Annotated in this window: 28 protein-coding genes and 1 pseudogene; 15 read left to right on the top strand and 14 right to left on the bottom strand. The window is 33.0% G+C overall.

Annotated elements, in window-relative coordinates; all coding sequences use genetic code 11:
• Window positions 1–64 precede the first annotated feature (64 nt).
• From ACQ76T_RS06115 to ACQ76T_RS06130, 4 genes are all read right to left on the bottom strand, one after another.
• A complete protein-coding gene (locus tag ACQ76T_RS06115; RefSeq protein WP_431342439.1) occupies window positions 65–2,134 on the bottom strand; it encodes a DNA topoisomerase in 2,070 nt (689 codons plus the stop codon).
• 26 nt (window positions 2,135–2,160) lie between these two features.
• Window positions 2,161–3,564 carry a DUF3945 domain-containing protein gene (locus ACQ76T_RS06120; RefSeq protein WP_431342440.1) on the bottom strand — a complete coding sequence of 468 codons (1,404 nt, stop codon included), beginning with the start codon at window positions 3,562–3,564 and terminating at the stop codon, window positions 2,161–2,163.
• Window positions 3,565–3,840: 276 nt separating this feature from the next.
• A complete protein-coding gene (locus ACQ76T_RS06125) occupies window positions 3,841–4,068 on the bottom strand; it encodes a hypothetical protein (RefSeq protein WP_431342441.1) in 228 nt (75 codons plus the stop codon).
• A 35-nt stretch (window positions 4,069–4,103) separates the two neighbouring features.
• Window positions 4,104–4,418, bottom strand: a complete 315-nt coding sequence (locus ACQ76T_RS06130) for a hypothetical protein (RefSeq protein WP_431342442.1) — start codon at window positions 4,416–4,418, stop codon at window positions 4,104–4,106.
• A 106-nt stretch (window positions 4,419–4,524) separates the two neighbouring features.
• Between ACQ76T_RS06130 and ACQ76T_RS06135 the strand changes: the two genes are divergently transcribed.
• From ACQ76T_RS06135 to ACQ76T_RS06145, 3 genes are all read left to right on the top strand, one after another.
• Window positions 4,525–4,725: a transposase gene (locus tag ACQ76T_RS06135; protein ID WP_431342443.1), complete on the top strand. Its 201-nt coding sequence runs from the start codon at window positions 4,525–4,527 to the stop codon at window positions 4,723–4,725.
• A gap of 83 nt (window positions 4,726–4,808) precedes the next feature.
• The gene (locus ACQ76T_RS06140) at window positions 4,809–5,033 is read left to right on the top strand and encodes a hypothetical protein (RefSeq protein WP_431342444.1); all 225 of its coding nucleotides are present in this window, start codon (window positions 4,809–4,811) and stop codon (window positions 5,031–5,033) included.
• An 8-nt stretch (window positions 5,034–5,041) separates the two neighbouring features.
• The gene (locus tag ACQ76T_RS06145) at window positions 5,042–5,293 is read left to right on the top strand and encodes a DDE-type integrase/transposase/recombinase (RefSeq protein ID WP_431342445.1); all 252 of its coding nucleotides are present in this window, start codon (window positions 5,042–5,044) and stop codon (window positions 5,291–5,293) included.
• A gap of 261 nt (window positions 5,294–5,554) precedes the next feature.
• Here ACQ76T_RS06145 and ACQ76T_RS06150 read toward each other — a convergent pair whose 3' ends face one another.
• A complete protein-coding gene (locus ACQ76T_RS06150; protein ID WP_431342446.1) occupies window positions 5,555–6,718 on the bottom strand; it encodes an NUMOD4 domain-containing protein in 1,164 nt (387 codons plus the stop codon).
• A 187-nt stretch (window positions 6,719–6,905) separates the two neighbouring features.
• On the opposite strand from ACQ76T_RS06150, the gene ACQ76T_RS06155 reads away from it, so the two are divergent.
• Entirely contained in the window at window positions 6,906–8,336 is a 1,431-nt protein-coding gene (locus ACQ76T_RS06155; protein ID WP_431342447.1) for an exodeoxyribonuclease VII large subunit, read from the top strand.
• A gap of 121 nt (window positions 8,337–8,457) precedes the next feature.
• Here ACQ76T_RS06155 and ACQ76T_RS06160 read toward each other — a convergent pair whose 3' ends face one another.
• Window positions 8,458–8,991, bottom strand: a complete 534-nt coding sequence (locus tag ACQ76T_RS06160) for a type 1 glutamine amidotransferase domain-containing protein (RefSeq protein ID WP_431342448.1) — start codon at window positions 8,989–8,991, stop codon at window positions 8,458–8,460.
• 139 nt (window positions 8,992–9,130) lie between these two features.
• The gene (locus ACQ76T_RS06165; RefSeq protein WP_431342449.1) at window positions 9,131–9,583 is read right to left on the bottom strand and encodes a PA2169 family four-helix-bundle protein; all 453 of its coding nucleotides are present in this window, start codon (window positions 9,581–9,583) and stop codon (window positions 9,131–9,133) included.
• Window positions 9,584–9,939: 356 nt separating this feature from the next.
• Between ACQ76T_RS06165 and ACQ76T_RS06170 the strand changes: the two genes are divergently transcribed.
• From ACQ76T_RS06170 to ACQ76T_RS06185, 4 genes and pseudogenes are all read left to right on the top strand, one after another.
• Window positions 9,940–10,203, top strand: coding sequence for a hypothetical protein (locus tag ACQ76T_RS06170; RefSeq protein WP_431342450.1), 264 nt, complete (start codon window positions 9,940–9,942; stop codon window positions 10,201–10,203).
• Window positions 10,204–10,251: 48 nt separating this feature from the next.
• The gene (locus tag ACQ76T_RS06175) at window positions 10,252–10,389 is read left to right on the top strand and encodes a hypothetical protein (RefSeq protein WP_431342451.1); all 138 of its coding nucleotides are present in this window, start codon (window positions 10,252–10,254) and stop codon (window positions 10,387–10,389) included.
• Between the two features lie 74 nt (window positions 10,390–10,463).
• Window positions 10,464–10,687, top strand: a pseudogene (locus tag ACQ76T_RS06180) (cold-shock protein).
• Between the two features lie 290 nt (window positions 10,688–10,977).
• A complete protein-coding gene (locus tag ACQ76T_RS06185; protein ID WP_431343722.1) occupies window positions 10,978–11,196 on the top strand; it encodes a hypothetical protein in 219 nt (72 codons plus the stop codon).
• A 225-nt stretch (window positions 11,197–11,421) separates the two neighbouring features.
• Here the strand turns inward: ACQ76T_RS06185 and ACQ76T_RS06190 are convergent, their stop codons facing one another.
• The 4 genes from ACQ76T_RS06190 to ACQ76T_RS06205 form a co-directional block, all read right to left on the bottom strand.
• Window positions 11,422–11,685, bottom strand: a complete 264-nt coding sequence (locus ACQ76T_RS06190; protein ID WP_431342452.1) for a heme oxygenase — start codon at window positions 11,683–11,685, stop codon at window positions 11,422–11,424.
• Between the two features lie 154 nt (window positions 11,686–11,839).
• Complete coding sequence (locus tag ACQ76T_RS06195; RefSeq protein ID WP_431342453.1) at window positions 11,840–12,160, bottom strand: cupin domain-containing protein; 321 nt, start codon at window positions 12,158–12,160, stop codon at window positions 11,840–11,842.
• A 126-nt stretch (window positions 12,161–12,286) separates the two neighbouring features.
• Window positions 12,287–12,505 (bottom strand): hypothetical protein, encoded by a 219-nt coding sequence (locus tag ACQ76T_RS06200; RefSeq protein WP_431342454.1) that lies wholly within the window; start codon window positions 12,503–12,505, stop codon window positions 12,287–12,289.
• A 168-nt stretch (window positions 12,506–12,673) separates the two neighbouring features.
• Window positions 12,674–12,805: a hypothetical protein gene (locus tag ACQ76T_RS06205; RefSeq protein ID WP_431342455.1), complete on the bottom strand. Its 132-nt coding sequence runs from the start codon at window positions 12,803–12,805 to the stop codon at window positions 12,674–12,676.
• A gap of 131 nt (window positions 12,806–12,936) precedes the next feature.
• Between ACQ76T_RS06205 and ACQ76T_RS06210 the strand changes: the two genes are divergently transcribed.
• From ACQ76T_RS06210 to ACQ76T_RS06230, 5 genes are all read left to right on the top strand, one after another.
• Window positions 12,937–13,392 (top strand): hypothetical protein, encoded by a 456-nt coding sequence (locus ACQ76T_RS06210; RefSeq protein WP_431342456.1) that lies wholly within the window; start codon window positions 12,937–12,939, stop codon window positions 13,390–13,392.
• Between the two features lie 76 nt (window positions 13,393–13,468).
• Window positions 13,469–13,666: a helix-turn-helix domain-containing protein gene (locus tag ACQ76T_RS06215; protein ID WP_431342457.1), complete on the top strand. Its 198-nt coding sequence runs from the start codon at window positions 13,469–13,471 to the stop codon at window positions 13,664–13,666.
• 574 nt (window positions 13,667–14,240) lie between these two features.
• On the top strand, window positions 14,241–14,399 hold the full coding sequence (locus ACQ76T_RS06220) for a hypothetical protein (protein ID WP_431342458.1): 159 nt from the start codon (window positions 14,241–14,243) through the stop codon (window positions 14,397–14,399).
• 167 nt (window positions 14,400–14,566) lie between these two features.
• Window positions 14,567–15,061: a CinA family protein gene (locus ACQ76T_RS06225; protein WP_431342459.1), complete on the top strand. Its 495-nt coding sequence runs from the start codon at window positions 14,567–14,569 to the stop codon at window positions 15,059–15,061.
• Window positions 15,062–15,336: 275 nt separating this feature from the next.
• On the top strand, window positions 15,337–16,506 hold the full coding sequence (locus ACQ76T_RS06230) for a DUF3945 domain-containing protein (protein ID WP_431342460.1): 1,170 nt from the start codon (window positions 15,337–15,339) through the stop codon (window positions 16,504–16,506).
• 299 nt (window positions 16,507–16,805) lie between these two features.
• On the opposite strand, the gene ACQ76T_RS06235 is transcribed toward ACQ76T_RS06230, so the two are convergent.
• The gene (locus tag ACQ76T_RS06235; RefSeq protein ID WP_431342461.1) at window positions 16,806–18,356 is read right to left on the bottom strand and encodes a T9SS type A sorting domain-containing protein; all 1,551 of its coding nucleotides are present in this window, start codon (window positions 18,354–18,356) and stop codon (window positions 16,806–16,808) included.
• A gap of 492 nt (window positions 18,357–18,848) precedes the next feature.
• Between ACQ76T_RS06235 and ACQ76T_RS06240 the strand changes: the two genes are divergently transcribed.
• Complete coding sequence (locus tag ACQ76T_RS06240; RefSeq protein WP_431342462.1) at window positions 18,849–19,298, top strand: hypothetical protein; 450 nt, start codon at window positions 18,849–18,851, stop codon at window positions 19,296–19,298.
• Here ACQ76T_RS06240 and ACQ76T_RS06245 read toward each other — a convergent pair.
• Both ACQ76T_RS06245 and ACQ76T_RS06250 read right to left on the bottom strand, forming a co-directional pair.
• A complete protein-coding gene (locus ACQ76T_RS06245) occupies window positions 19,291–20,586 on the bottom strand; it encodes an AbiH family protein (protein ID WP_431342463.1) in 1,296 nt (431 codons plus the stop codon). The two genes, ACQ76T_RS06240 and ACQ76T_RS06245, sit on opposite strands and share 8 nt — an antisense overlap.
• Window positions 20,587–20,850: 264 nt before the next feature.
• Entirely contained in the window at window positions 20,851–20,976 is a 126-nt protein-coding gene (locus tag ACQ76T_RS06250) for a hypothetical protein (RefSeq protein WP_431342464.1), read from the bottom strand.
• A gap of 362 nt (window positions 20,977–21,338) precedes the next feature.
• Between ACQ76T_RS06250 and ACQ76T_RS06255 the strand changes: the two genes are divergently transcribed.
• A complete protein-coding gene (locus tag ACQ76T_RS06255) occupies window positions 21,339–21,491 on the top strand; it encodes a hypothetical protein (protein ID WP_431342465.1) in 153 nt (50 codons plus the stop codon).
• Window positions 21,492–21,536: the final 45 nt, after the last annotated feature.

The following is a 21,536-nucleotide window of genomic DNA, read 5'->3' on the forward strand; positions in this document are numbered from 1 at the left end:
TCACATCATCTATGAGTTGTATTATAAATAAAGTTTGCTTCGTTTAAAGGGGAAAATTAACCTATCAATTTCTTTCAAATTCAAATGAACTTTCAATTTTGTCATTTAGGATGATATGAGCATTAAAAGTTTTTCCTGACTTACTTTTCATTCCCTTTATTAATGAAGTTCTACCGGTGTTAACAAGACTTTTTATATCATTCAATGAGATTTGTATACCGCAAATATTTCTAAACTGCAACCAACTGCAATGAATATCAGGACACTTTACAATATGGTCATGAATAAGCAAATATTGCGTTTTACATTTTGGACATATCATACTGGGAAGATGAGGCTGTTCAATGTGGATCTGCAGTAATTCCTCAGTAACAGATTTTGTAAAGCTTTCAATTTGTTTTTGAAATTCAGCTGCCTTGGATTCATTATTTTCTATACGCTGCATTTCTAATTCCCATTCTGCAGTTAAAGAAACATCGGCTATTTTCTTATCTTTTATCAGGCTATGAACATGTAGACCTTTATCAGTTGGGATAATTGATTTTTTATCTCTTGTGATGTAACCCCGATGAATTAACGTCTCAATAATAGATGCCCTTGTTGCAGGTGTGCCAATGCCTATATTTTTTAATATTTTCCGCTGTTCTGTTTCTTCAATATCTTTTCCGGCATTTTCCATTGCAGACAATAGGCTTCCTTCAGTATAAAGACTGGGAGCTTGGGTTTTCTTTTCAAGGATCATAATCTCTTTAATTTTGAGTTCTACAGCTTCCCTAATCTCAGGCAGCTCCTCAACCTGTTCAAAATCATCTGAAAAAATACCGGTTATATTACGCCAACCTTTTTGTAAGATTTTAAATCCCTGAGCTGCAAAATCAAGATGAAGCACCTGTAAATCGATATCTGTAATTTCTTTGATACAAGGCTGTGAAACAGCCTCCAGTAAGCGGAAAGCAATCAACTGATAGATGGCATTTTCTTTTGCCGTTAGTACTGAAGGAATTTTATCAGTAGTGAGCAATCCATGATGATCGGTAACCTTCACATCATTTACAATTCCTTTATTAAGGTTTCCCCACGGAATTGCGCCCGTTGTCTTTTTATAGGGTTCTTTTTCCTGTAGAATTCTTATAAGATCAGGGATTTCCTGCCATAGATCTTCAGGGATGTATTGACTTCCCGTTCGCGGATAGGTAATAAATTTATTCTCATAGAGACTCTGAGCAATATTCAGCGTTTCCTCTGCACTGAAATTTAATCTCTTGTTTGCCTCTTTTTGCAGGCCTGTCAAATCAAAAAGGAGAGGAGGTTGCTCTTTTAGCGTTTTTACATCAATGGAAGTAATTGTTGCTGTGGTTGGGTTTCTTTCCAATGATTTTACAATATCTTCAGCTTGTTTTCTTGCTGTGAATTTTAGTTTTCCAAGACTTTTAAATTCAATAAAGTCTTTTTGATGCATCAATTCAATCTGCCAGTATTTCTGGGTGATGAAGTTTTTGTTCTTCTGATAAAGTTTGCAGATTAAACCCAATGTCGGAGTCTGAACCCTTCCCAATGAATATAATCCGTTACCTGCAGCTATAGTTAATGCCTGAGTAGCATTAATCCCTAATAACCAGTCAGCTCTGCTTCTGCATTGACCCGCCTGAAATAATTCGTCATATTGAACGCCAGGCTTTAAATTTTGAAAACCATTTCTAATTGCTTTTTCTGTTAACGAGCTGATCCATAACCTTTCAAATGGTTTTTTGCAATCTAGATAGTCATAGATGTACCGAAAGATAAGTTCTCCTTCTCTTCCTGCATCTGTAGCCACAATAATATGATCACATGCAGCAAATAGTTTTTCAATGATTTTCAGTTGTTGGGATGCTCCTGAATCCACTCTATATTGCTTGCCCTTTTTTATTTTTTTAACGGTTAATTTGAAAGGTGCCGGTAAAATAGGTAAAGACTGTTTACTAAAACTTGAAATGCCGTAATCTTCAGGCATCCCCAATGCCAATAAATGACCAAAAGACCAGGTAACAGCATAGCCGTTACCTGTTAAGTATCCCTCGTTCTTTTCAGTTGCTCCCAAAACCATCGCTATTTCTCGGGCAACACTGGGCTTTTCTGCTAATACTACTTTCATTTTGATATAATTTTTTGAAGTTAGTATTACATTTTACGCCCTTTAGAACGAGGTTGAGGTTTCTCCTGTAGATCTTTTTGTTTTTTATCTTTTGGAGATTGTTGTGCTTTTTGTAAAGGGGTTTTAAGATTTTTAGTGGCTTCATTGGTCTTGCCTTCCGAGTTGACAGCAGTTTGTGTTTTATGGGTCTCTGTAGGTTGTGCCTGCTCTTTCAATTTATTAGGATTTTGAAAGGAAAAATCAATTTTTCCTGTTTCTTGATTAAGAGTGATATAACCTTGATAAGGCTGATCCTTTTTATCAAGCAGCCCGTCAATATAGATTGTTTGCCCTGACTTAAATTGACTGTACTGTTCTTCACTGAGCTCTTTTCCTCTGAAAGTTCTTGGAACCTCAATTGGTAGATTATGTTGGGTTTGATGCTGCTTTTGGTTGTTATCAAAAAGAAATTCAACATATTTCTTATCGGCATTAAACTGAACATGCGCATTAAAAGGTTCGCCTTTAGTGGAAATCATGCCTTCCAGATATAATGTCTTGCCTTCTATCAGGGTTTGCTTTTGTTCTTCATCTAATTTTATACCTTTAATTTCATTGGGAATTTTGATATTCTCAACTTTGTAAGCTACAAGCTCATTGGTTAATCGATCTCTGCTGATAAGGGAAGGGATGATTTCATCGGTCTTCGGGTTGACAAGATCTACAACTCGACCCATATTGCCATTCTCCATTAAGTTTTTTTTATCCTCAGAACTGAATTCATGCCCAAGAAATTTAAAGTTGAAGTTAGGCTCTTTTCTTATACCATGGATGTTGATGACAACGTCTCCCACATCATTAGTGTTTAGTGAAAGACGGGCATCCATTCTGGTAAGAGCAGTCCCCAGATTAATGGTAACAGGAACAAGACCATTGGTTTTAAATCCTTTTAGCATGGGATCTAAGGCATTTACCTTTTCTAGTTTTTCCTGGTTTAAGCCGAATTTTGACATCATATTCCAGTCGATTTGATCAGCGGAATACTGATATTCTTTTTCTGATAAAGGGTTTGTACTCATCGTATTGGTATTTGGGGTTAATATTTTGTAGGTATTTAGAAATTCTTCCCCTTCAGTACTGGGGTTTTTAAGGTGGTGCTGAATCTGTTTTCCAATGTTTTCGGACTCTTTGAGCGGCGATTTAAAAAAGTTGAACAAAGTCGGATTTTTGATCTGACTCAAAAAGTTGGAGAAAAAATTGGAGAATAAATCTCCTTGCTTATCAATTTTTAAAAATTGATTCTGATACTTTTCTGTATTGGGTACTGTCTTTAAATTACCTGTATTATCAACAGTCTTGACTGCTTCAATCTTGCTGGTTTTGGGATTTAAAACCAATAGAATATTGATTAAAGAAGGATCTGGATTTTGAGTATTAGTAATATTTTCCATGATGCTAAATGTTTATTTAACATCGAATGTAAACGGATAAAATAAAAGAAATTAAAAATGGTAGCCACTGGAAAGATTTGGCTTTAACTGTCAACGTATATTATCCAGTGGGTGACTAAAAAATCAAGTGAATTTTTTGATAGATTTTTGTTATCTATTATCTGAAAAATAACTACATTTAAAATGTCTCTTTCAAGAGATATTTTTTTTCATCATTTGTGTTTTTAACCCTGTTTTATAATCAATAAAACAGGGGTTTTTATAGGTCAAATATTGTTAATAGCTTCCTGAAAAGGGAGAAGTGTTTTCAAAAATATTCATGCCAATAATTTTGTTATGCAGGGTGTTATAGATAAGCTCCACGGAAAAATTTGAAACTTTATACAGCATATATTTTGATTGGGAAGCGGTTCTTTCACTGATAAGATGGCCGTAATTAAGAACAAAATCATACTGAGCCTGACGGTCAGCTAAGTTTTGGAAGTCATAGTAAGAGATGGTCATAAGTTATGCTGATAAAGGAATTAATATAAGAGTTTTTAATGAATTTTTGACAACTTTTCATCAAGTACCTGTATACTTTTTTGGATTTCATGAAATATTTCCTGTAAATTCTGGTTTTCAATGAGTTTAGGCTCAAAATCTTCAGGAAATATACCCGAAGCATATTGCCATATTTCAACAATTTCATCTAGAGGGATATTATAAGGGCGATAGAATGAATTATCAGCAGTTACTGTTAAGACTTTTTTATTGATAGAGGTCAATCTTTTATAAGAAATCCCATCATTCAAGGTAATAAAAACATAACTCTTGTTAAGTTTCAAATCTTGGTAAACTTCCCTGTTTTTCAAACAAATTAAAATTATTAAATTTAGTTTGTTAAACCTTATGAAAAAGAGTAAATTTTCAGAACCCCAGATTATCAATATTCTGAAAGAATATTGATAATCTGGGAAAGTGACAAATATCCTTTGTCGAGAACATGGAATCTCAGCCCCTACTTTCTACCAATGGAAGCAGAAATATGGAGGAATGGATGCCCAGTATCTTAAGGAGCTCAAAGCTCTACAAGAGGAAAATGCCCATATAAAGCGGATGTTTGCTGATCTGAGCCTGGACCATCGCATCTTAAAAGATATCATAGAAAAAAAGCTTTAAAACTCTGTGAACGAAAAGAGCTGGCTGAAGGGGTAATTAGTGAAACAGGAATCAGTGTTCATAGGGCTTGTAAGATCGTGTGTATGAGCCGTAGTATGTATTATTATGGGCATAAAAAAGACGATCAGGCAGTTATTTCAAAATTACTGGATTTGGCAGAAAGATATCCCACAAGGGGATTTGAAACCTATTATGATAAGATGCATTTGGAAGGTTTGCTTTGGAACAGAAAAAGAGTACTTCGTGTTTATCGGAATATGAACTTGAAACTAAGGGTTAACGTAAAGCTCGCATTCCAAGTCGTATAAAAGAGAAATTGATTGTTCTGGGCAGAGTCAATGAGGCATGGTCAATTGATTTTATGAGTGATGCTTTGTCTAATGGGCGGAAGTTTAGAGTACTGAATGTCATTGATGATTATAATAGAGAATCATTGATCAACGAAGTGTTCTATTCAATTTCAGGCATCAGGTTAGTGCAAAAGCTAAAGGAGTTAATCATACACAGACCTAAACCCAAGCGCATAAGAACCGATAACGGTCCGGAATTTCTTTCCAATGTTTTTTAGATTATTTAATACTTTAATTCTATTTCCAGTTAATTGATCTATTTATTCCCCCAAGTTCCTACTCTAAAACCTTTTTCATAATTAGAAAAAAAGATTATAAATACAATTATTGAAATTAAAGGGAAAAATAAAAAGTTTCTTTTTTTCATCCATAAAATGACAAAAATGCCGATGATACCTGATCCAAGGTACGCCTATGATAAAGAAAAACAATATGATATCCATAGACAGATCAGAGAAGAAGATTTCTCCTTTTAGAGGTTACATTTTTCTTAGCACAGAATAGATATTCTTTAGACAAAGTTTTGATAAATCAATATTCCAAGCAGGAGTATTTGTATTAACAACAATGAATGCCCTGCTTTTGATATCAAACTTTTCAATAAAGCAAAAATATACCCATTTTGCAATGCTTATACGGGTCTTTATGCCTTCATGACGTACTAAACAGTAAAGAGAGTAGGAGCCATTGCTATTTTGAGAGATCATCTGAGAAAGAACCTGCTCTTTAAGGAAAACAGCTTTACCTGCGGAGGTCCATCCTGCCAGTCTTTTCACTCTTCCTTGATTAGAAATAACAAATCTTTTACCAAGGCCTGGAATTATTTTCCAAATTTCTCCAGGAAGATCTTTTAAGGACAAATTCATACAAGCGGGAGGACTATTTTTATTAACAGAAGGCCTGCTCAGCTTTTCCCATAGAGAGGTATTGAGCAGCGGGCCTGGAATAATGGCAGGGTTATCTACTATAAAATCTTCTGGTGAAGGAGGAGAAGATGTTAAAAACCATCGGAATCCACCCGCTGTTAAAAATTCTTTGTGGATGACATCCATGATGCTTTCAGGAGTAATATTGAACTCCTTTCCAGCAGCATACATGTTTTCGAAATTTACCAATAATTTACCTTTCGTACTGTATTGACTAACGGCCTGCATATAAATGATTTTACGATTTTTTGCACGGTTTTTCTCAAACATTCTGAGTCGAATTTCATGAGGTGACATCTTCTCTAAATTCCTGTAATGAAGATGGAGGCTGTTGCTATCTTTAGTGGTAATAAGAATAGATCGGTCATGATAATCAAACTTTTCAATAAAATGATAATAGACCAGACGTATAACAGATTTTCGATGCTTTTTTCCATCTGAGGAGAGGCTACAGTGAACATTATAAGTATTATTCTCCAAATAATTATTGGTTCGCTGTACAAAAATCAGTTTCATGATTAATGCGCGCATTTTCAATTCTTTACCCCTGGGTGTAGAGATGAGTCTTTCCCTGCTCTTGACTCGGCCATAGTTGGAAATCATATAGTTTTCATAATTTTCAATAGGTTTCCAACGCTCATTAATGAGGTCTTTTAAAGAAGTATTATATAAAACTTCTTGTACATAGAGATCTTCAAAGTTTGGAGGCAATTTCATGAGTGAAAATTTTATAGATACTTTCATGGTATCTTAACAAAAATACAAAAGCGAATTAATAAAGAATAAAAATGTGGTATCAGTATTTTTTTATAACAGGTGCACAAAATGAATAAATAGCCCATTTACTCTTAATTCAGTAAAATAGCAATACCTTTGGCATCATTTAATTTTTGAGTTATAGAGCATGCAGGGAAATGAACTTACTTACCAGGTATATTCTCCAGGGTCAGTACTGGGGCTATTTAGTAATGCATTAAAGGCTAATGCAACAGTTAATCTTATTTATTTAAAGGGAAGATATGCTTTTGGTGGTGGTAAGGCCTACGGAAACTATTATTATGATAATCTTTTCTCAGAGTCAGATGCCGTGTCAATTGGAGTAAGAGTATCGACACTCCTTAGAAGTAAAATTGAAAACAACGAAATATATACATTAAGAGGTTACATAGAGAAAAATATCAAAAACTCCTCCATAGAACTGAGGTTTGTCGTTGATGAGATTATTCAGCAGGAAGAGCGGGCGATTTCTGAAGAAGAATTACAAAAATATGAACTTATTCAGAAAAAACTGGAACAGGGTTCTAAAGATCTTGAAACAATAATCAGACATAAGATTCTAAAAGATGAGCAGATCAGAATTGCTAATATTTATGGTAATAATGCAATTGTTCAGAAAGATTTTGGAGAAGGTCTGGATGTATCTCAGAAATATTTTCAAATTTCAGAATATACCTGTAGCATTACCTCATCGACTTCTATTGCAGCAAAACTTGAGCAGGTCGCCGAATTAGGTTATGATATTATTGCTCTGGTAAGAGGAGGAGGAGACAGACAAAGTATGGAAACTTTTAATGATATTGCCCTTTCACAATTGTTTATTACCATTGATGCTGTCACCGTAACTGCAATAGGACATACAGTAGATGAAACACTGCTTGATAAGCTGGCCGATAAAAGATTTCATCTGCCCCATGATTATGGAGCAGGACTCCACTCTATTGTGGAAAAATTATCCCATGAGAAATCAAATTCAAGAGCATTATTGATCGATGAAGTTAAAAAAGATGTGGGTAAACAGTTTTCAGAACAGGTATCCACACTAGAGAAACAGTTGAAAAAAAAGAATGATGAATTTACTGAAGCTCAGAAACTATTTAAAGAACAGTCTGAAAATCAGATAAAAACTTTTTCTGATCAGCTTAAAGTACGTAATGAAGAGGTGGAAAAGTTAAAGAAAGATCTTTCGCAGAAACATGCAGAGCAAGTGAAGACCCTGACAGAACAGCTTTCAAAAAGAACAGAGGAATTCCAGAAGTTTCAGGAATCTTCATCCAAGCAAATTCATGAAATGCAGAAGAATTTTTCAGAGCAGCAGAAACAAAGACAGGATGAAATGGAAAGCCATAAAAAAGAGCTGGCCTTTCTGCATGAAAAAAATATACAGTCAGCCATTAATGAAAAAACAGCGTCTTTAAAAGTAGGAATAGAATCTTTGCAGCTGGAAAATCTAAGATTGACAAACGAAGTCAACACCCGTAAAACAAATTATAGTAAGATTTTTATTGTAGCTATTATAGCTTTGATCGCTGGGTTTATCATTGCAAAAATTATGTAGTACTACTTCGTTTTGCTGATATTAACATAAAAAATTATAGATCACAAGGGGTATTCTTATCATCTATAAAATAATCAAGCCCGAAATCACCGGGCCTGATTATTGATTAGAAGTTTTTCATCTAATGATTGCTTTCCCTGATCTCTTCTACAAGCTTGGAATTAAAGGCGGGGAGATCCTCTGGCGTTCTGCTGGTAATGAGTCCGCCATCTACTACCACTTCACGATCTTCCCAGTGAGCTCCCGCATTTTTTAAATCCTGGCTGATCGAATGGACAGAAGTTAATTTTCTACCCTGTAAAAGATTAGCATTAATCAACACCTGAGGTCCATGGCAAATTGCTCCTACAGGTTTATGCTGATCGAAAAAATCCTTCACAAAAGAAATGGCCTGATTATTTGTTCTTAAATGATCAGGGTTTATAACACCTCCCGGTAGAACTAATGCATCGTAATCAGAAGCTTTCGCACTTTCCAAAGGTTGATCTACAGGATATGATTTACCCCAGTCTTTTTCTGCCCAAGATCTGATGCTTCCACTTTCTGGACTCACAATATGAGTGGTCCAGCCCTGTTGTTCCAAGTATTCTTTAGGAGCGCTTAGTTCACTCTCTTCAAAACCATGTGTGGCAAGTATTGCAATTTTCTTTGACATATAAGTTTGTTTTTTGTTGGAATTTTATAAATAGATCATCTACAAGCGGTATACTCATTTCCTCCTGAATCTATCATTGAGAGAAAGCTGGAGACGATCATTATGAAAAATCCGCTTCCTTATGAAACGGAGATCAATGTTAATTTTTTAAGTCCTCAAGATTTTGAAATTTGTCATGAGAGGCCCTTAGCTGATGAAGCTGATTGAGAACCAGATGTGAACTTTCAGGACATAAATCTCCACCTTCTAATGCTTGTTGATACGCATCGATAGCAGCATTTTCACCATATACAACATTTCCCAAGGTAGAACTGGCTGTATCTCCCGCAAAAGAATTCTTTACGTCAATCCATGCCCTGTGAATAGCTCCTGCTGCAGATCCTGAATGATCAGGCGTCCCGCCTTTGGCAGTAATAAGATCAGAGAGTTCATTTTTCATAGTATGAGATTGTGAAACCATTGTATTATATTCTGACCTCAGCTGAGGATAGTGATCCCATACTTTGTCCTCGACCTTAGAAAATCCTTTAATTCTGTCGTTTGTAATGTTCAGTAGATCATTCAATACTGATACTGTTTTTTCGTTGTTCATATTTTTATTTTTTAAAATGGTACTATAAGCTTTGCAACTGTTGTGCCTTAAATAATATATCAGATAAGATGTGGTACTTAAAGAAATCTTAAAATTTTGAACAGTATCTGTTAATTTTTTATTAGAAATCTACTCACCTATATTAAGGAAGTTGCTAGCTAGAGTTAGAATAAACCCTATTTGGGGAAAAGAACGAAATCATTCTCAGGGTTATAACATCTATGAGATAAAAAATCAATATGTGGTATCTATAATATAATCTTTCAGACAGATAGGCAGTATTCTTGCAATGTAAAATGAAGTTTAAATTCTGATCGCAGAAACTAACGTTTCAATCACCACTTAATAATACAGATATGACCATAACACAAGTACTTATTAATGATCTGAAAACAGATCCTCAAGAAATAAAAAGAGTTGAAGTTAAATATTCGAGAAAGGAAAAATATCAAGGGTTTATTAATTTTTTTCAACTTGTACCGCTGGAAGCTGTACTTTCTCTAAAAAAACCGATTAGTATCCATCATAGATTACATTATATTGACTTTGAAAGACTGGAAGAAATAAGTTTTTATTTCTTCGACGGCAGAATATCTGTACATAATGAAATAATAGAATAAGAAAAAACAAGAAAAGAATGTTTTTCTGAAAAATGGTACTTTATCAGAATGCCTATACTGGGACGGGGAAAAATGGCAGCCTTTGCAACGCTTATTCCGCAGCTGTTTGAAAAATATGACGGCTTACCAATTGGATTTATTGCAAAATGGAAATACGAGGGATTCACTGGTTTTTACCCGTACTAAAGTTCAGATCGTTTCACAAATAAAATCTGTAAAGTTTAAAGAAAATAATAAATAATTTTTTAATAATAATTACAATGCAACAAGGCATAGTAAAATTTTTTAATGAACCAAAAGTTTCGGATTTATTTATCGTATAGATGGGAGTAAGGACATATTTGTACATTCTTCAGGATTAGACACCAGAGCAATTCGTGAAAATGATAAAGTCGTCTTCGATATACAAAAGAGTGATAAAGGATTAAATGCTGTCAATGCTATATTGGTGTTAATTATCCTTAATATCATCTGTTTGAGATAAATATTATTTTCAATTTCAGTATTTTATTTTTTTAAAATTCAAAGTCCAGTAACCTTTGGAGTTTGAAGTATATTGTTTGAAAGAACATTGGTGTAAGTTTAATTACTGTTTATCTTCCACTATGTTCGTTTGCCTCTCACAGTGCGTGAGAGGTTTTTCAAGAAAGAATTCCAATCAGCTTAAATGTAAATACAGACAAACATGATTATCATTAACAATATTATGGATTATAAGGCTTTAGAAGAACAAGGGTTGGATTTTCTGACTGGCACATAGTAGAACAGAAGCAAATCAATAGGTTTGCAGAAGCGACTTTAGATGATCAGTGGATTCGTGTTAATGAAGAAAGGACCAAAAATGAGGATCCTTTTAAGTGTACCATTGCTCATGGCTATTTGTTACTGGTGCTAATCCCTTATTTATGGAAGCAAATTGCTGAGGTAAGGAACGTGAAAATGAAATCAATTATGGGATTGAGAATTTTAAATTTTGTCAAGCTGTATTTGTAGGTAGTGATGTAAAGTTTCAGGCAACTGTAAAATCTGTTGAAAACCTAAGAGGGACTATAAAAGTAGAGGTAGAAGCAAACTTTTAATAAGAAATCAGATTAAACCCACTTACACGGGAAACGTTATCTTTCTATATCACTTTTTTGGAAAAAAATAATAGTAATGACGGTATATTGTATTAATTATATTTATTTCTATATCTGCATGAAATTTGATTAAAACTTGTCAAATTACGTCATAGCCATTCACTCCCACTAAAAAGTAATGTTCAATTGTTTTTTGAGCTTTTTTGCACATTGATAAAAGATCATTTCCTGATGTGTTGTCGAAATTGAAGTCATCCTGGGTTTTCACGATATATTCAGTTACTATTTCGATAGTCAATAAATCAATTTCTGTTATATCGTCTTTCAACCTGTGTTTTTCTTCAAAAAAAGGAATTTTACGGAAGATAGAATCGTTAAAGCGAAAGAGATGTATTGTTTTCATTATAAAAATATTTAATAGGATAAAAAATTTAGTTTGAGGTTTTATTAAGGAAACTTATCTTTTATTTTCCTGTTGATCTTTTTTAGATAAGGTACGTTCTGAAGATCATGAGTAAATTTTTAAAATATCTTTTTCACTAAAATAAATATAGTGTTTAAATTGTTAATATCATCTTAAAGCGTTTATTTCCTTTTATCGAATGAGATTTATGGGCTGGAATAATTATACATTCACCTTTTTCCATAAAATAAGTAGCTCCGTCTATAATAATCTCGGCTTCACCTTCAATAATTTGGGCAAAAGCGTCATAAGGAGAGGTTTTTTCAGGTAATCCCTCTTTTTCATTAAATGACAAAGCACTTATGTTACCTGTGAGTTTTTCCAGTATTGTTTTGCTGACAACAGAATTCGGAATGTATTCTACAATCTGAGTTGTTATATATACTTTTGATTTCTCAAGTTCTTTATGATTCATCACGGTTGGTTTACGCATAAAAAGAGTAAAAGAGATTTTTAATAAAAGGGGATGGAACTATCTAATATTCCATCCCTTTATCCAGTTATACCTTTTTAATAGATTTTAACAGTTCTTTAAACCAATTTATGAAACATTAATTTCTTTGATAATATTGAGAACTTCTTCACGGTTTTTTCTTAATCTGTTTCCGATTCTTTCTAGCATTTCCTTTTCTTTACCTTTTTCAAGCTTCAGGTCTTGATCCGTTAATATTGAAAATTTTTCTTTCAATTGTTTTGAATGTTTAATCCAGTCTCCCGGAGTTTTGAAAAATTGGTCGCCTTTGTTGTGGTGTGTGTCCATAAAGTGGATTTTAGGGTAACTTCATTGCTACAGTACAAAGTTGGGGGTTTAATAATCTAGTGTATTATAGATTGTTTCTTTTATTTTGCACATATCACACTTTTACAAAATCGAAGTTTATTTTATGCATCTTATTGCCACTGATGAAGTAATAGTGGTTATTAAACTTTATGAAATCATTGCAAACTTAAAATACTGATATGTAATCTGAATAAGTGGTTGATTATTTGTATCTTGCGGTGTAACTACATTGAACTGATAATCCGGGCTCTTGATTCCGGTATATTCTCTTTTTTTCATTATTCAATATTCTCGGGTATATTTTTATCTCTAGTCTGATTCAAACCATGTACAAGACTGTTTTGAAAAGAAAATATAAGCCTGTTAATTTTTCCAGAGGGCAATTCAATTGTAAAAATTATTAAGCTTTTATGAGTATAAAAAAATATTTATGGATGTGGCCGTCTATGATTCCTATCCTGGCATGGCTCTTCTATGTTGGAAATACTGTTTTTTCTTCAGGATTCTACTCTGTGGTTCTTGCTTTATTTTTGATGGGTAGTGTTTTAGCTGCGGTGTATCATTCCGAAGTCATTGCCCATCGTTTAGGGGAGCCTTTTGGGACTTTACTTCTCGCATTTGCCATTACGGTTATAGAAGTAGGACTTATTATTTCTATTATGATGGGGGCGAAAGGGTTGGAAACTATTACTCTTGCCAGGGATACAGTTTTTGCCGCAGTAATGATAATCCTTACCGGAATTATCGGAAGCTGTATTGTAATAGGCTCTTTAAGATATAGAGAACGTTTAGGCATTGAAGCTTTTTCATTTCCCCACAAAATAAGCTATCCGAAAACCAGTCTGTACAGAATAGTCATGAAATGATTTCCCGAAAACAATTGTATATTCTTAATATTATCCCTGGGGATAGTCGTCTTATTGGCAAAGCACCTTTCCAAAGATGTTGAGCATAACCAACCTTTCGAATACCTTTTCTGAAGTGAAAGGAATGACCCTTCAGCATTTTATCATCATTAATAAAGTAGAAAAGGTAAAAGAATTACTGTTATATGACGGGCTCAATCTTACAGAAATCCCTTATAAACTTAATTACAGCAGTGTAGGCCATCTCTATAACCAGTTTAAAAAGATCACCTGACTATCACCCTCATTTTACAAGCAGTTGAAACAAAGACCTCTTGGAAATCTGGAAGACTTATAAAAAGTGGGATATATGTAAGAATATTTCAGATTTATATAGCTTAGTATATACTGATAAGGCCATCTTTGTAGTATAATAATCAGGAATTTATCAAATCCATTAAAGTTTTATCACCATAAAAAGTGTAATTTTTAGATTGGAAAATAGAGTGAACAGTTGAAGGTATATATCATACAAAATGCTGTTCTCCGGTATTTAAAAACATCGTAGTAGTAATTAAGACTGGAAAAGCCAATATAACCCATGATAAATTAACAAACTTAAGGATTCTCAACTTTGATAATGAGCATATTAAAATCTAGATAAAATAGTAGATCTGTTTTCAAAAGGTTTTAATTAATTAAGGATAGGAACCTATGGTTTCTGTCCTTTTTATCCATGCTGATGTGATCATGTATAATAAATACCATCAACAGAGCCCCAAAAAAGAGTTTGTCTGAATAAAAATGTGTAAGAAATTTTTTCACATACAGAACAGGCGGTTCTTCTTATTAATTCAATACAGGAAGTCATGAAAACAATACATCTTTTTCAGTTTAAAAATTCTATTACCCGAAAACTTCCTTTTTTTAGGGAAGAATGTAGATTAGATACTTTAAATGATTTAATGGCCTTTGATCTGATGAATACCGAAAAAGTGACTGAGTTCATTATTGAGGTTCAGGACTAGTTTATTTTTGAAGATATGATCAGAGAAGATCTTTTGTCAATATGCAGAAATGCAAAAGAAATGATTGAGCATTATTTTGTAACAACAATGAATGACTATGATGTTATCTGAGCATTGATTTCAACAGCGTACAAAGCTTTTTCAATCAACATTAAATAGTAAAACCCATGAAATTTCAGCAAAACTTACTTGATTATATCAGTACTTCACTCATAACAATGAATGAAACGGTTTCTATAGCAGAAAGCGTAACTTCGGGATTATTACAGCTGGCTTTTTCCCAGATGCCTTATGCAAAGCTTTTTTACAAAGGAGGAATAACAACTTTTACATTACCAGAAAAAGCTAGATTTTTAGATATCAATAGAATTGAAGTTCAGGAAAATGGTTTTGAGACCCAAAAAATGGCCGATACAATGGCTACAAAGGTTGCTGAATCATTTGGAACAGCATGGGGTATCGCTTCTACTGGTTATGCTGAATCTGTAAGAAATTCAGGATTCAAAGTGTATTCATTCTGTTCATTCAGTTACAAAGGAGAAGTCGTACTTTCCAAACAAATAGAGCTTCATAATAAGACCCAGGCATTAGATGCACAGTTATACTATACTGAGTTTATTTTAGGGTGTTATAAAAGTATATTGAATCAAATTTTAATTTAAACTTACCATTTGATGGCAGTGTAAAAGTACAGATATATATGACATACCCATTGTTAATGTTAAAGCAGGTTTTTAAGAAAAAACTTGGTTAACACTACATCTTTACTTATCATTCATTTTGAACTTTTGCCTTCCTATTGACACGGGAGGCTTTTTTATGCAGTAAGGCTGTTCAAAGACAATTGAAGTCTTTTATCTCCTGTTATTATAAAAAAGTTGCCCGGTTTTGTAATTTGAAATCCGCATAATTAAGAATGGTATGAATACAGAGACAAATGAACAGCCGGATATCAATTAAAAAGAAAGCTGATACTTTGCTGGTGTTACATCATAAAACGGGTACTGTGGGTATCGTTCAGGGATTGGGTGAGGATGGCGAATTGCATAAGGTGGACCCCAGGGAGCTGAACAATGCAGAAATAGTAAGTGTTGGTTCTAATGAAGATTCTTTTGCAGCGTTTTATGCTGGATTTTATCATCAGCTTAAAGAGCCTCTGGAGTTTTCATTTTTTAAGGTATCGGAATATGAAGCCGGGCAGACTGCTTTACACTTACAGAGGTATATTGATGACAGTTCTGATGGAGGAAAAAGGGAATTGAAAGACTATGAAATTTCTATTGAGAGCGTGGAGGCTTATAGGAGTTCTGGAGGAGAAATAAAAGGTGAAAGAGGGGAGGCTTCTAATAATTACTTATATAAACCTGAGCAGGTGAACTGGAAGATGATGGAGAAGCTGGGGCTCAGTAAAGAGATATTACAGGAACTTGGGGTTTTGGAATCTATGCTGAAAGGTTATAAAACGGATAAGTTAGTTCCGGTACATATTGATGTGGGAACAGTAAAGGGAATCATGGAAGCAAGGCTTTCTTTAAAGGCTAATGATTTTGGTGAAGTGGAACTTATGTTTCATCCTGTAAGAAGGGTGCCTGATTTCTCTATACCGTTCTTTGGGCATACATTTTCAGAAAAAGATAAAAGAAATCTTATGGATAATGGGAATATAGGAAGGGTGGTAGATTTGGTCCATAGGATTACAGGAGAGTTGGTGCCTTCACTTATTAGCAGGGATAGGCTGACTAATGAGTTGATTCAGGTTAAGACTGAGTTTGTTAGGATTCCACTGGTGATTAAAGGAGTGACGTTGGATGGACAGCAGAGAAAAATACTAAGAGAAGGAAAACCGTTGTATCTTGAAAATATGCTTTCTGCCAGAGGAACATTGTTTAATGCTGCGGTGCAGTATAATGCAGATAAAAGGTATGTGGAGTTTTTGCTGGATAAAAATGTAAGGAGATTGGGAGTAGGAGATTTCACGCAGGTTCCGGAGGTGTTCAGAGGGAAGAAGCTTAAGAAATGGCAGGTGGAGAAGTTGAATAAAGGAGAGGTAGCGTATGTGGATGGGCTGGTGGATAGGAATAGGAAGGAGTATCAGGGGGTATCTTAGGTTTGATAAAAGGATAGGGAAGTTTGAGTTTTCTTTTAGGAATTGTGGAAGGAGGAGCAGAAACAGGAGCTGGGGAAGAGTAGGAAGAGAGGGAGGGGGATTTGAAAGCCTTCTGGTGGGAAGGCTTTTGCTGTTGGGATGAAAGCAAGTGTTTAGGGGATTACAGTTTCATCCTTTATATTTCACTGCCTTTTAGGGAGCTGTTAATTTTAAATAAGGGTACTTTTTTTGATCTTTTTCATACTCTTAAAGTTAAAGAGTATAAGAATTATGTCCTAACAAAGTTAGCAACTCCAATATTACTTCTTTATCAATTTCTGAACAGAAATTTTATTTCCTGAATTGATTTGTGACCAATATACTCCTTGCTTTGAGATCGGTAGTTGCAGCTGTTCCGGAGTCTGAGAGCATCTGAAATTTTCTTTTCCATAAATAAGTTTACCAGAATAATCAAAAATACGAACGCTTACTTTGCTCTCTTTTTCACATTTTATATTAATATTGTCTGAAAAAATTGTCGGGAAAATCTTGAAGTTATCTGCTTTTTTAGACTCAACAATTCCTAAGTTATTGTATGTGTATTGTGCAAGTGCAAATTTGCTGTTGCTGGGAAAATCTGAAGAAGAAGCGAATCCTGCAAGAATTATTTTTGAATCAAAAACCAACGATGAATACGGAATATCCTGAAATCCTGAAAAATCTGTAATTACAACACCGGAATTTCCGAATTGTGTATCTAAAATCCCAGATAGATTAAATTTCATCATCGCAAAATTTTCATTACCATTGGTCGCCGAGTACGTAGAACCAACTGCGATAATATTATTTGAAGAATCTAATTTCATATTTCTCAGCTGACCTCCGATACTTGGAAGAAGTGTCTGTACAACACCGTTCGTTCCGAAAGAATTTTCAAAAGAACCATCTACATTGAATTTTATTATCGTAAAGTTATCTGAAACATTGTTATTGCTCGATGAGAACGATTCTCCGCCCAATAAAATACTTCCGTCACTTAAAACAATATTGGTATTTGACAGTGAGCTACCTATATTCGTAACATTAAAATATCTGTATCCTACGGAGGCAAATGAAGTATCCAAAGTTCCGTTTGGTAACAATCTTAATATAAACATTCTACCTTGGTTGGAGCCTGTCGTCAGCAAAAGATAGCCTGAACAAACGATTGTTCCATTTGGAGCAATATTTACGGAATTCAAATAATGGCGGTGATTAACAGGTGCAATAGTAAATAGTCCGGTATTATTAAACGTAGTATCAAATTGACCGTTCTGTAATAAACGCAAAACGTAACCTTCTGTCAATGCATTCGTGCCTCTTTTGTTACCGACCACAATTATTTTTCCGTCAGATTGCAGTTCACCGCTAAAGACATTGTCATCTGACTGAGCGCCAAAATTGATTTCCAGAATACCGTTTGTACCGAAATTTGTAACATAATTTCCATTTTCATCAACTTTACAGATGATGATGTTAAAATAGCCGTCGGTGGCAAGCTTAGTTCCGAGAATGATCATCTCGTTGTTGCTTGTCTTTAATATTTTTTCAATTGATTTAAAAGGAAGCTGTTTGATTCCGTTACTCTGAAAAGTAGTGTCAAAAGAACCGTCAGAATTGTGTCTCACAAGATAAGCGCTGGTATTGTCAGTACCTCCAACCAGTATTTTACTGTTACTCACAGCAACCATCGACCCTATTTTCTCAATATTTGAGTTTGCATTGATGTCATAAACCATTTTTCCATTGGTTCCAAAATTATTATCAAGTACCTGGGCAAAAAAGAGGTGTGCAGATGATAACAAAACAATAAATATTGCTTGATATTTCATGATTATTTATTTAACTAATTTCTGATATTTGACGATGGAGTCAGCGGTTTTATCCTGAAATTCAGCAGAATTAAACCACGCAAATATAGGTAAAAACTTCAATGAAAGAACATTGATCCCGCTTTTGAGAATGCTACCTCTTTAATCATAAAAAAGGTTGAAATATTTACTCCATCGGATAAGCCTAATGATTCCTCTATTACTTAGACCTAAAACCAGATCAATAATATTTGGTAATGATATACCTCAATGTACCAGCGCCTGAATCTTTATTAAAGATGATCATCAAATTAATTTTATAAATAAACTAATCTTTAATTTCGATACAAAATATGATATATTATAATTTAGATTGGATTATCATATAATAAACCTATTCCAAAACGCACTATACAATGGTGCATTCAAGTATATCGTTACCCAAGATTATTATTGCTGTGATTATTTCATTAATTATTGGTTTATTATGATAAAAAATATCAGTCCCAGGATATGCTTTTTGTAACATATATTACTGAGTGTAAAGGGTATTCGAGTACAAAAGATATGATAGGTTTCTATTTTGATGGGAAGAAGTATTACATGGAAGATAATTCGGAAAATGAAAATGTTTTTTATGTAATGAAAGGCAAACAAAAACAAATAGCTGATGTAAAAGCTAAAATCAATAGTCTTACCGCTGCTGAAAAAGATAGTCTTGACTCTTGGTCAAAAAGATTCTCGGAGGTATATATGCGCAAACTTAAAAACGAAGTTTACGATAGGATTTTCAGTAAAGAGAAAAATGGGATTGCCATCATTTCTGCATTTCCTACAGAAGATTATTCCTTTACAGGGGCAGAGTTTAAAATATTAAACTTCAGCAAAAAAACAATTAAGTATATCACTTTCAATTTTTATGGAAAAAATGGAGAACTAAATGTTCTCCATTTTACTATCTGAATAATGCATTTGTATATTTCTTATTTACAACTTTGTCTCGCATTGAAGCTTTATCAGTGAAATTTCTTGAAATATTTTTTATCATTTCACTATAATTATCAGTCCCATCATCTTTTTGTCGATAATATGGTTTTATTGAGGTGCAATTTTTATGCTCAAATAAAGTATTGAGTAAAGTTCTATCAGAAATACCACAAGAATGTCCAAATATAATTACTTGATAGTTATTGGAATTCATAAATTCCAATAATCTTTTATAAGAGTCACTTTCAAGATATTTCATTGATTTGATATTCTGTAAATATTCATTATCATTAAGATTTTCAATTTCCAAATAATCTTTATCAATTTCATCTCCAAAACCAAAAATTATTTTATTACCAGTTTTATTATTTAATACTCCATGAACATGAATAATATCTGTTGATATATCATTGCCAAACTCACTATCACTTGGAGGATTACTATAATGTGTTTCAGTTGATGTATAATTAAAATTTACAAATAATACTTCTTTTGGTCTATAACGGAAATAATTGAGCGAAGCCCCAGATATTAATAATTCTTTTATTTTTCTTTTTTTGTCCTTTAAACCTCCTAATGCATTATATAATCTTGTTTCTCTATCCGACAAATTAAGATCTTGAATGTGAATATTACCCTCTTCTAAATCTTTAATATTTGAATAAATGTTTTGAAAAATTTCTTCTGTTAAATGATTAATAGATGATTCAGAAAAATCTCGTAAATTAAAATCAGAATATATGACTTCATATATTGATTTTTTAAAACTCATTTCCTCAACTGTAATAGGAAAACTTTTTGAAAATATAGTTTGTATTTTAGTAAGATATTTTTCTAATAATAACTCAACAATTTTAAAATCTCTGTTCAAATCAGTTATTTTATAACGTGGAGGAGAACTAACTTTATAAGTGTTTTTAAGTAATTTATAGTATTCATTCTCAATATCAACCCAATTAAGTGAATATCTTTTTTGTGTCAAAGTATCTAAAAATTCATTTTTGAATCTTAATTTACTATTATTATATTTTAAACTTTTTAATAGAATTTCATGTTCAGACTCACCTGCAGCTGCTTCAGAATATATAAGATGAGGAACTCGATCAATAATAATACTATCGTCTTCATATTTAGTACCTCGATGTGTGTCATTTAAAACTTCCTTTCTTTTCTCAGCCCAATAATCATTAATAAAATCTCCATAGCTTGTTTTCATTCCATGAGCTAAGTCAAAACCATTCCCAATTAATATTATACGATTCATAAGTATTAGTTTTTAATAAGTAAATATAATATTTTATAAAGCTCAACCATCAATGGTATTATCTTTATCAATAACCTAACCTATTATCCTTATCATCTTTATCATTTTGAATATACATTTTGTATATCTAAAATGATATATTTAATACATTTTGTTATATATTTGCATTGTTGTTACACAACAACATGATTGACCAGAATACTTAGAAAGTTATCTAAAATAAAATACTCCTTGCATCAACAAGGAGTACTAAATAAAAGGAAATTATTTAATTTCTACATAGAAAACAAATAATCCTCCTTTTGGATGGTAAATAGTTTTACCATTCTTTTTAATTGATCTGGTAAAAACTTTTTTATAAGTTTTTCCATTTTTTTCAAAAGTTTCCATTGATCCGGATTTTTTGAATTAAACCAATTACCGAACGACTCAGGCTGCAACCTGAGTCGTTCTGATTACAAACTCAGCGTTATCGCCTGTAGAATACATCCACATCTGTATCATCAACTTTAGCAAAGATAATGAATTTAAAAATCAGTTTTACAATAGTTATTAATATATGTTGGTAACTTATGATATTTTATGGTTTAAAAACCGTTTTTATTACCATAAATAGAATTATTGGATTAGTTAAAATTGCATTATAATAATTTTTCAGTTGTCAGGATGTAATATGAATCATATATCCTAAACTTTAGACATAGTTTGTTACGAACCGATGAAGTTGCATACATATCTAAAATTCAATCATTATGAAATCATTAAAAGAATTCATCGTAGAAAATTTAGAAAATCCTACTGTTACAACTGTTCAAGAAAATGTTGAAAAACAAATTGATGAAAATGTAAATCAGAAAACTGTTCAAGAAAATATAAATTTAGAAAAAGAAACAGTAGAAAAATAATCATTACGGAAAACAGTAAATCCGATGTGAAGAATGTTTGTATAT

This window comes from Chryseobacterium sp. JK1, assembly GCF_050632815.1.
Lineage (GTDB): Bacteria > Bacteroidota > Bacteroidia > Flavobacteriales > Weeksellaceae > Chryseobacterium.

Excerpts from the sequence above, each read along its gene's own strand:
- ACQ76T_RS06115 (WP_431342439.1), bottom strand. The coding sequence starts at position 2,134 with ATGAAAGTAGTATTAGCAGAAAAGCCCAGTGTTGCCCGAGAAATAGCG.
- ACQ76T_RS06120 (WP_431342440.1), bottom strand. The coding sequence starts at position 3,564 with ATGGAAAATATTACTAATACTCAAAATCCAGATCCTTCTTTAATCAAT.
- ACQ76T_RS06125 (WP_431342441.1), bottom strand. The coding sequence starts at position 4,068 with ATGACCATCTCTTACTATGACTTCCAAAACTTAGCTGACCGTCAGGCT.
- ACQ76T_RS06140 (WP_431342444.1), top strand. The coding sequence starts at position 4,809 with ATGAGCCGTAGTATGTATTATTATGGGCATAAAAAAGACGATCAGGCA.
- ACQ76T_RS06150 (WP_431342446.1), bottom strand. The coding sequence starts at position 6,718 with ATGAAATTGCCTCCAAACTTTGAAGATCTCTATGTACAAGAAGTTTTA.
- ACQ76T_RS06155 (WP_431342447.1), top strand. The coding sequence starts at position 6,906 with ATGCAGGGAAATGAACTTACTTACCAGGTATATTCTCCAGGGTCAGTA.
- ACQ76T_RS06160 (WP_431342448.1), bottom strand. The coding sequence starts at position 8,991 with ATGTCAAAGAAAATTGCAATACTTGCCACACATGGTTTTGAAGAGAGT.
- ACQ76T_RS06165 (WP_431342449.1), bottom strand. The coding sequence starts at position 9,583 with ATGAACAACGAAAAAACAGTATCAGTATTGAATGATCTACTGAACATT.
- ACQ76T_RS06170 (WP_431342450.1), top strand. The coding sequence starts at position 9,940 with ATGACCATAACACAAGTACTTATTAATGATCTGAAAACAGATCCTCAA.
- ACQ76T_RS06175 (WP_431342451.1), top strand. The coding sequence starts at position 10,252 with ATGCCTATACTGGGACGGGGAAAAATGGCAGCCTTTGCAACGCTTATT.
- ACQ76T_RS06190 (WP_431342452.1), bottom strand. The coding sequence starts at position 11,685 with ATGAAAACAATACATCTCTTTCGCTTTAACGATTCTATCTTCCGTAAA.
- ACQ76T_RS06195 (WP_431342453.1), bottom strand. The coding sequence starts at position 12,160 with ATGAATCATAAAGAACTTGAGAAATCAAAAGTATATATAACAACTCAG.
- ACQ76T_RS06200 (WP_431342454.1), bottom strand. The coding sequence starts at position 12,505 with ATGGACACACACCACAACAAAGGCGACCAATTTTTCAAAACTCCGGGA.
- ACQ76T_RS06205 (WP_431342455.1), bottom strand. The coding sequence starts at position 12,805 with ATGAAAAAAAGAGAATATACCGGAATCAAGAGCCCGGATTATCAGTTC.
- ACQ76T_RS06210 (WP_431342456.1), top strand. The coding sequence starts at position 12,937 with ATGAGTATAAAAAAATATTTATGGATGTGGCCGTCTATGATTCCTATC.
- ACQ76T_RS06215 (WP_431342457.1), top strand. The coding sequence starts at position 13,469 with ATGTTGAGCATAACCAACCTTTCGAATACCTTTTCTGAAGTGAAAGGA.
- ACQ76T_RS06220 (WP_431342458.1), top strand. The coding sequence starts at position 14,241 with ATGAAAACAATACATCTTTTTCAGTTTAAAAATTCTATTACCCGAAAA.
- ACQ76T_RS06225 (WP_431342459.1), top strand. The coding sequence starts at position 14,567 with ATGAAATTTCAGCAAAACTTACTTGATTATATCAGTACTTCACTCATA.
- ACQ76T_RS06230 (WP_431342460.1), top strand. The coding sequence starts at position 15,337 with ATGAACAGCCGGATATCAATTAAAAAGAAAGCTGATACTTTGCTGGTG.
- ACQ76T_RS06235 (WP_431342461.1), bottom strand. The coding sequence starts at position 18,356 with ATGAAATATCAAGCAATATTTATTGTTTTGTTATCATCTGCACACCTC.
- ACQ76T_RS06240 (WP_431342462.1), top strand. The coding sequence starts at position 18,849 with ATGCTTTTTGTAACATATATTACTGAGTGTAAAGGGTATTCGAGTACA.
- ACQ76T_RS06245 (WP_431342463.1), bottom strand. The coding sequence starts at position 20,586 with ATGAATCGTATAATATTAATTGGGAATGGTTTTGACTTAGCTCATGGA.
- ACQ76T_RS06250 (WP_431342464.1), bottom strand. The coding sequence starts at position 20,976 with ATGGAAACTTTTGAAAAAAATGGAAAAACTTATAAAAAAGTTTTTACC.
- ACQ76T_RS06255 (WP_431342465.1), top strand. The coding sequence starts at position 21,339 with ATGAAATCATTAAAAGAATTCATCGTAGAAAATTTAGAAAATCCTACT.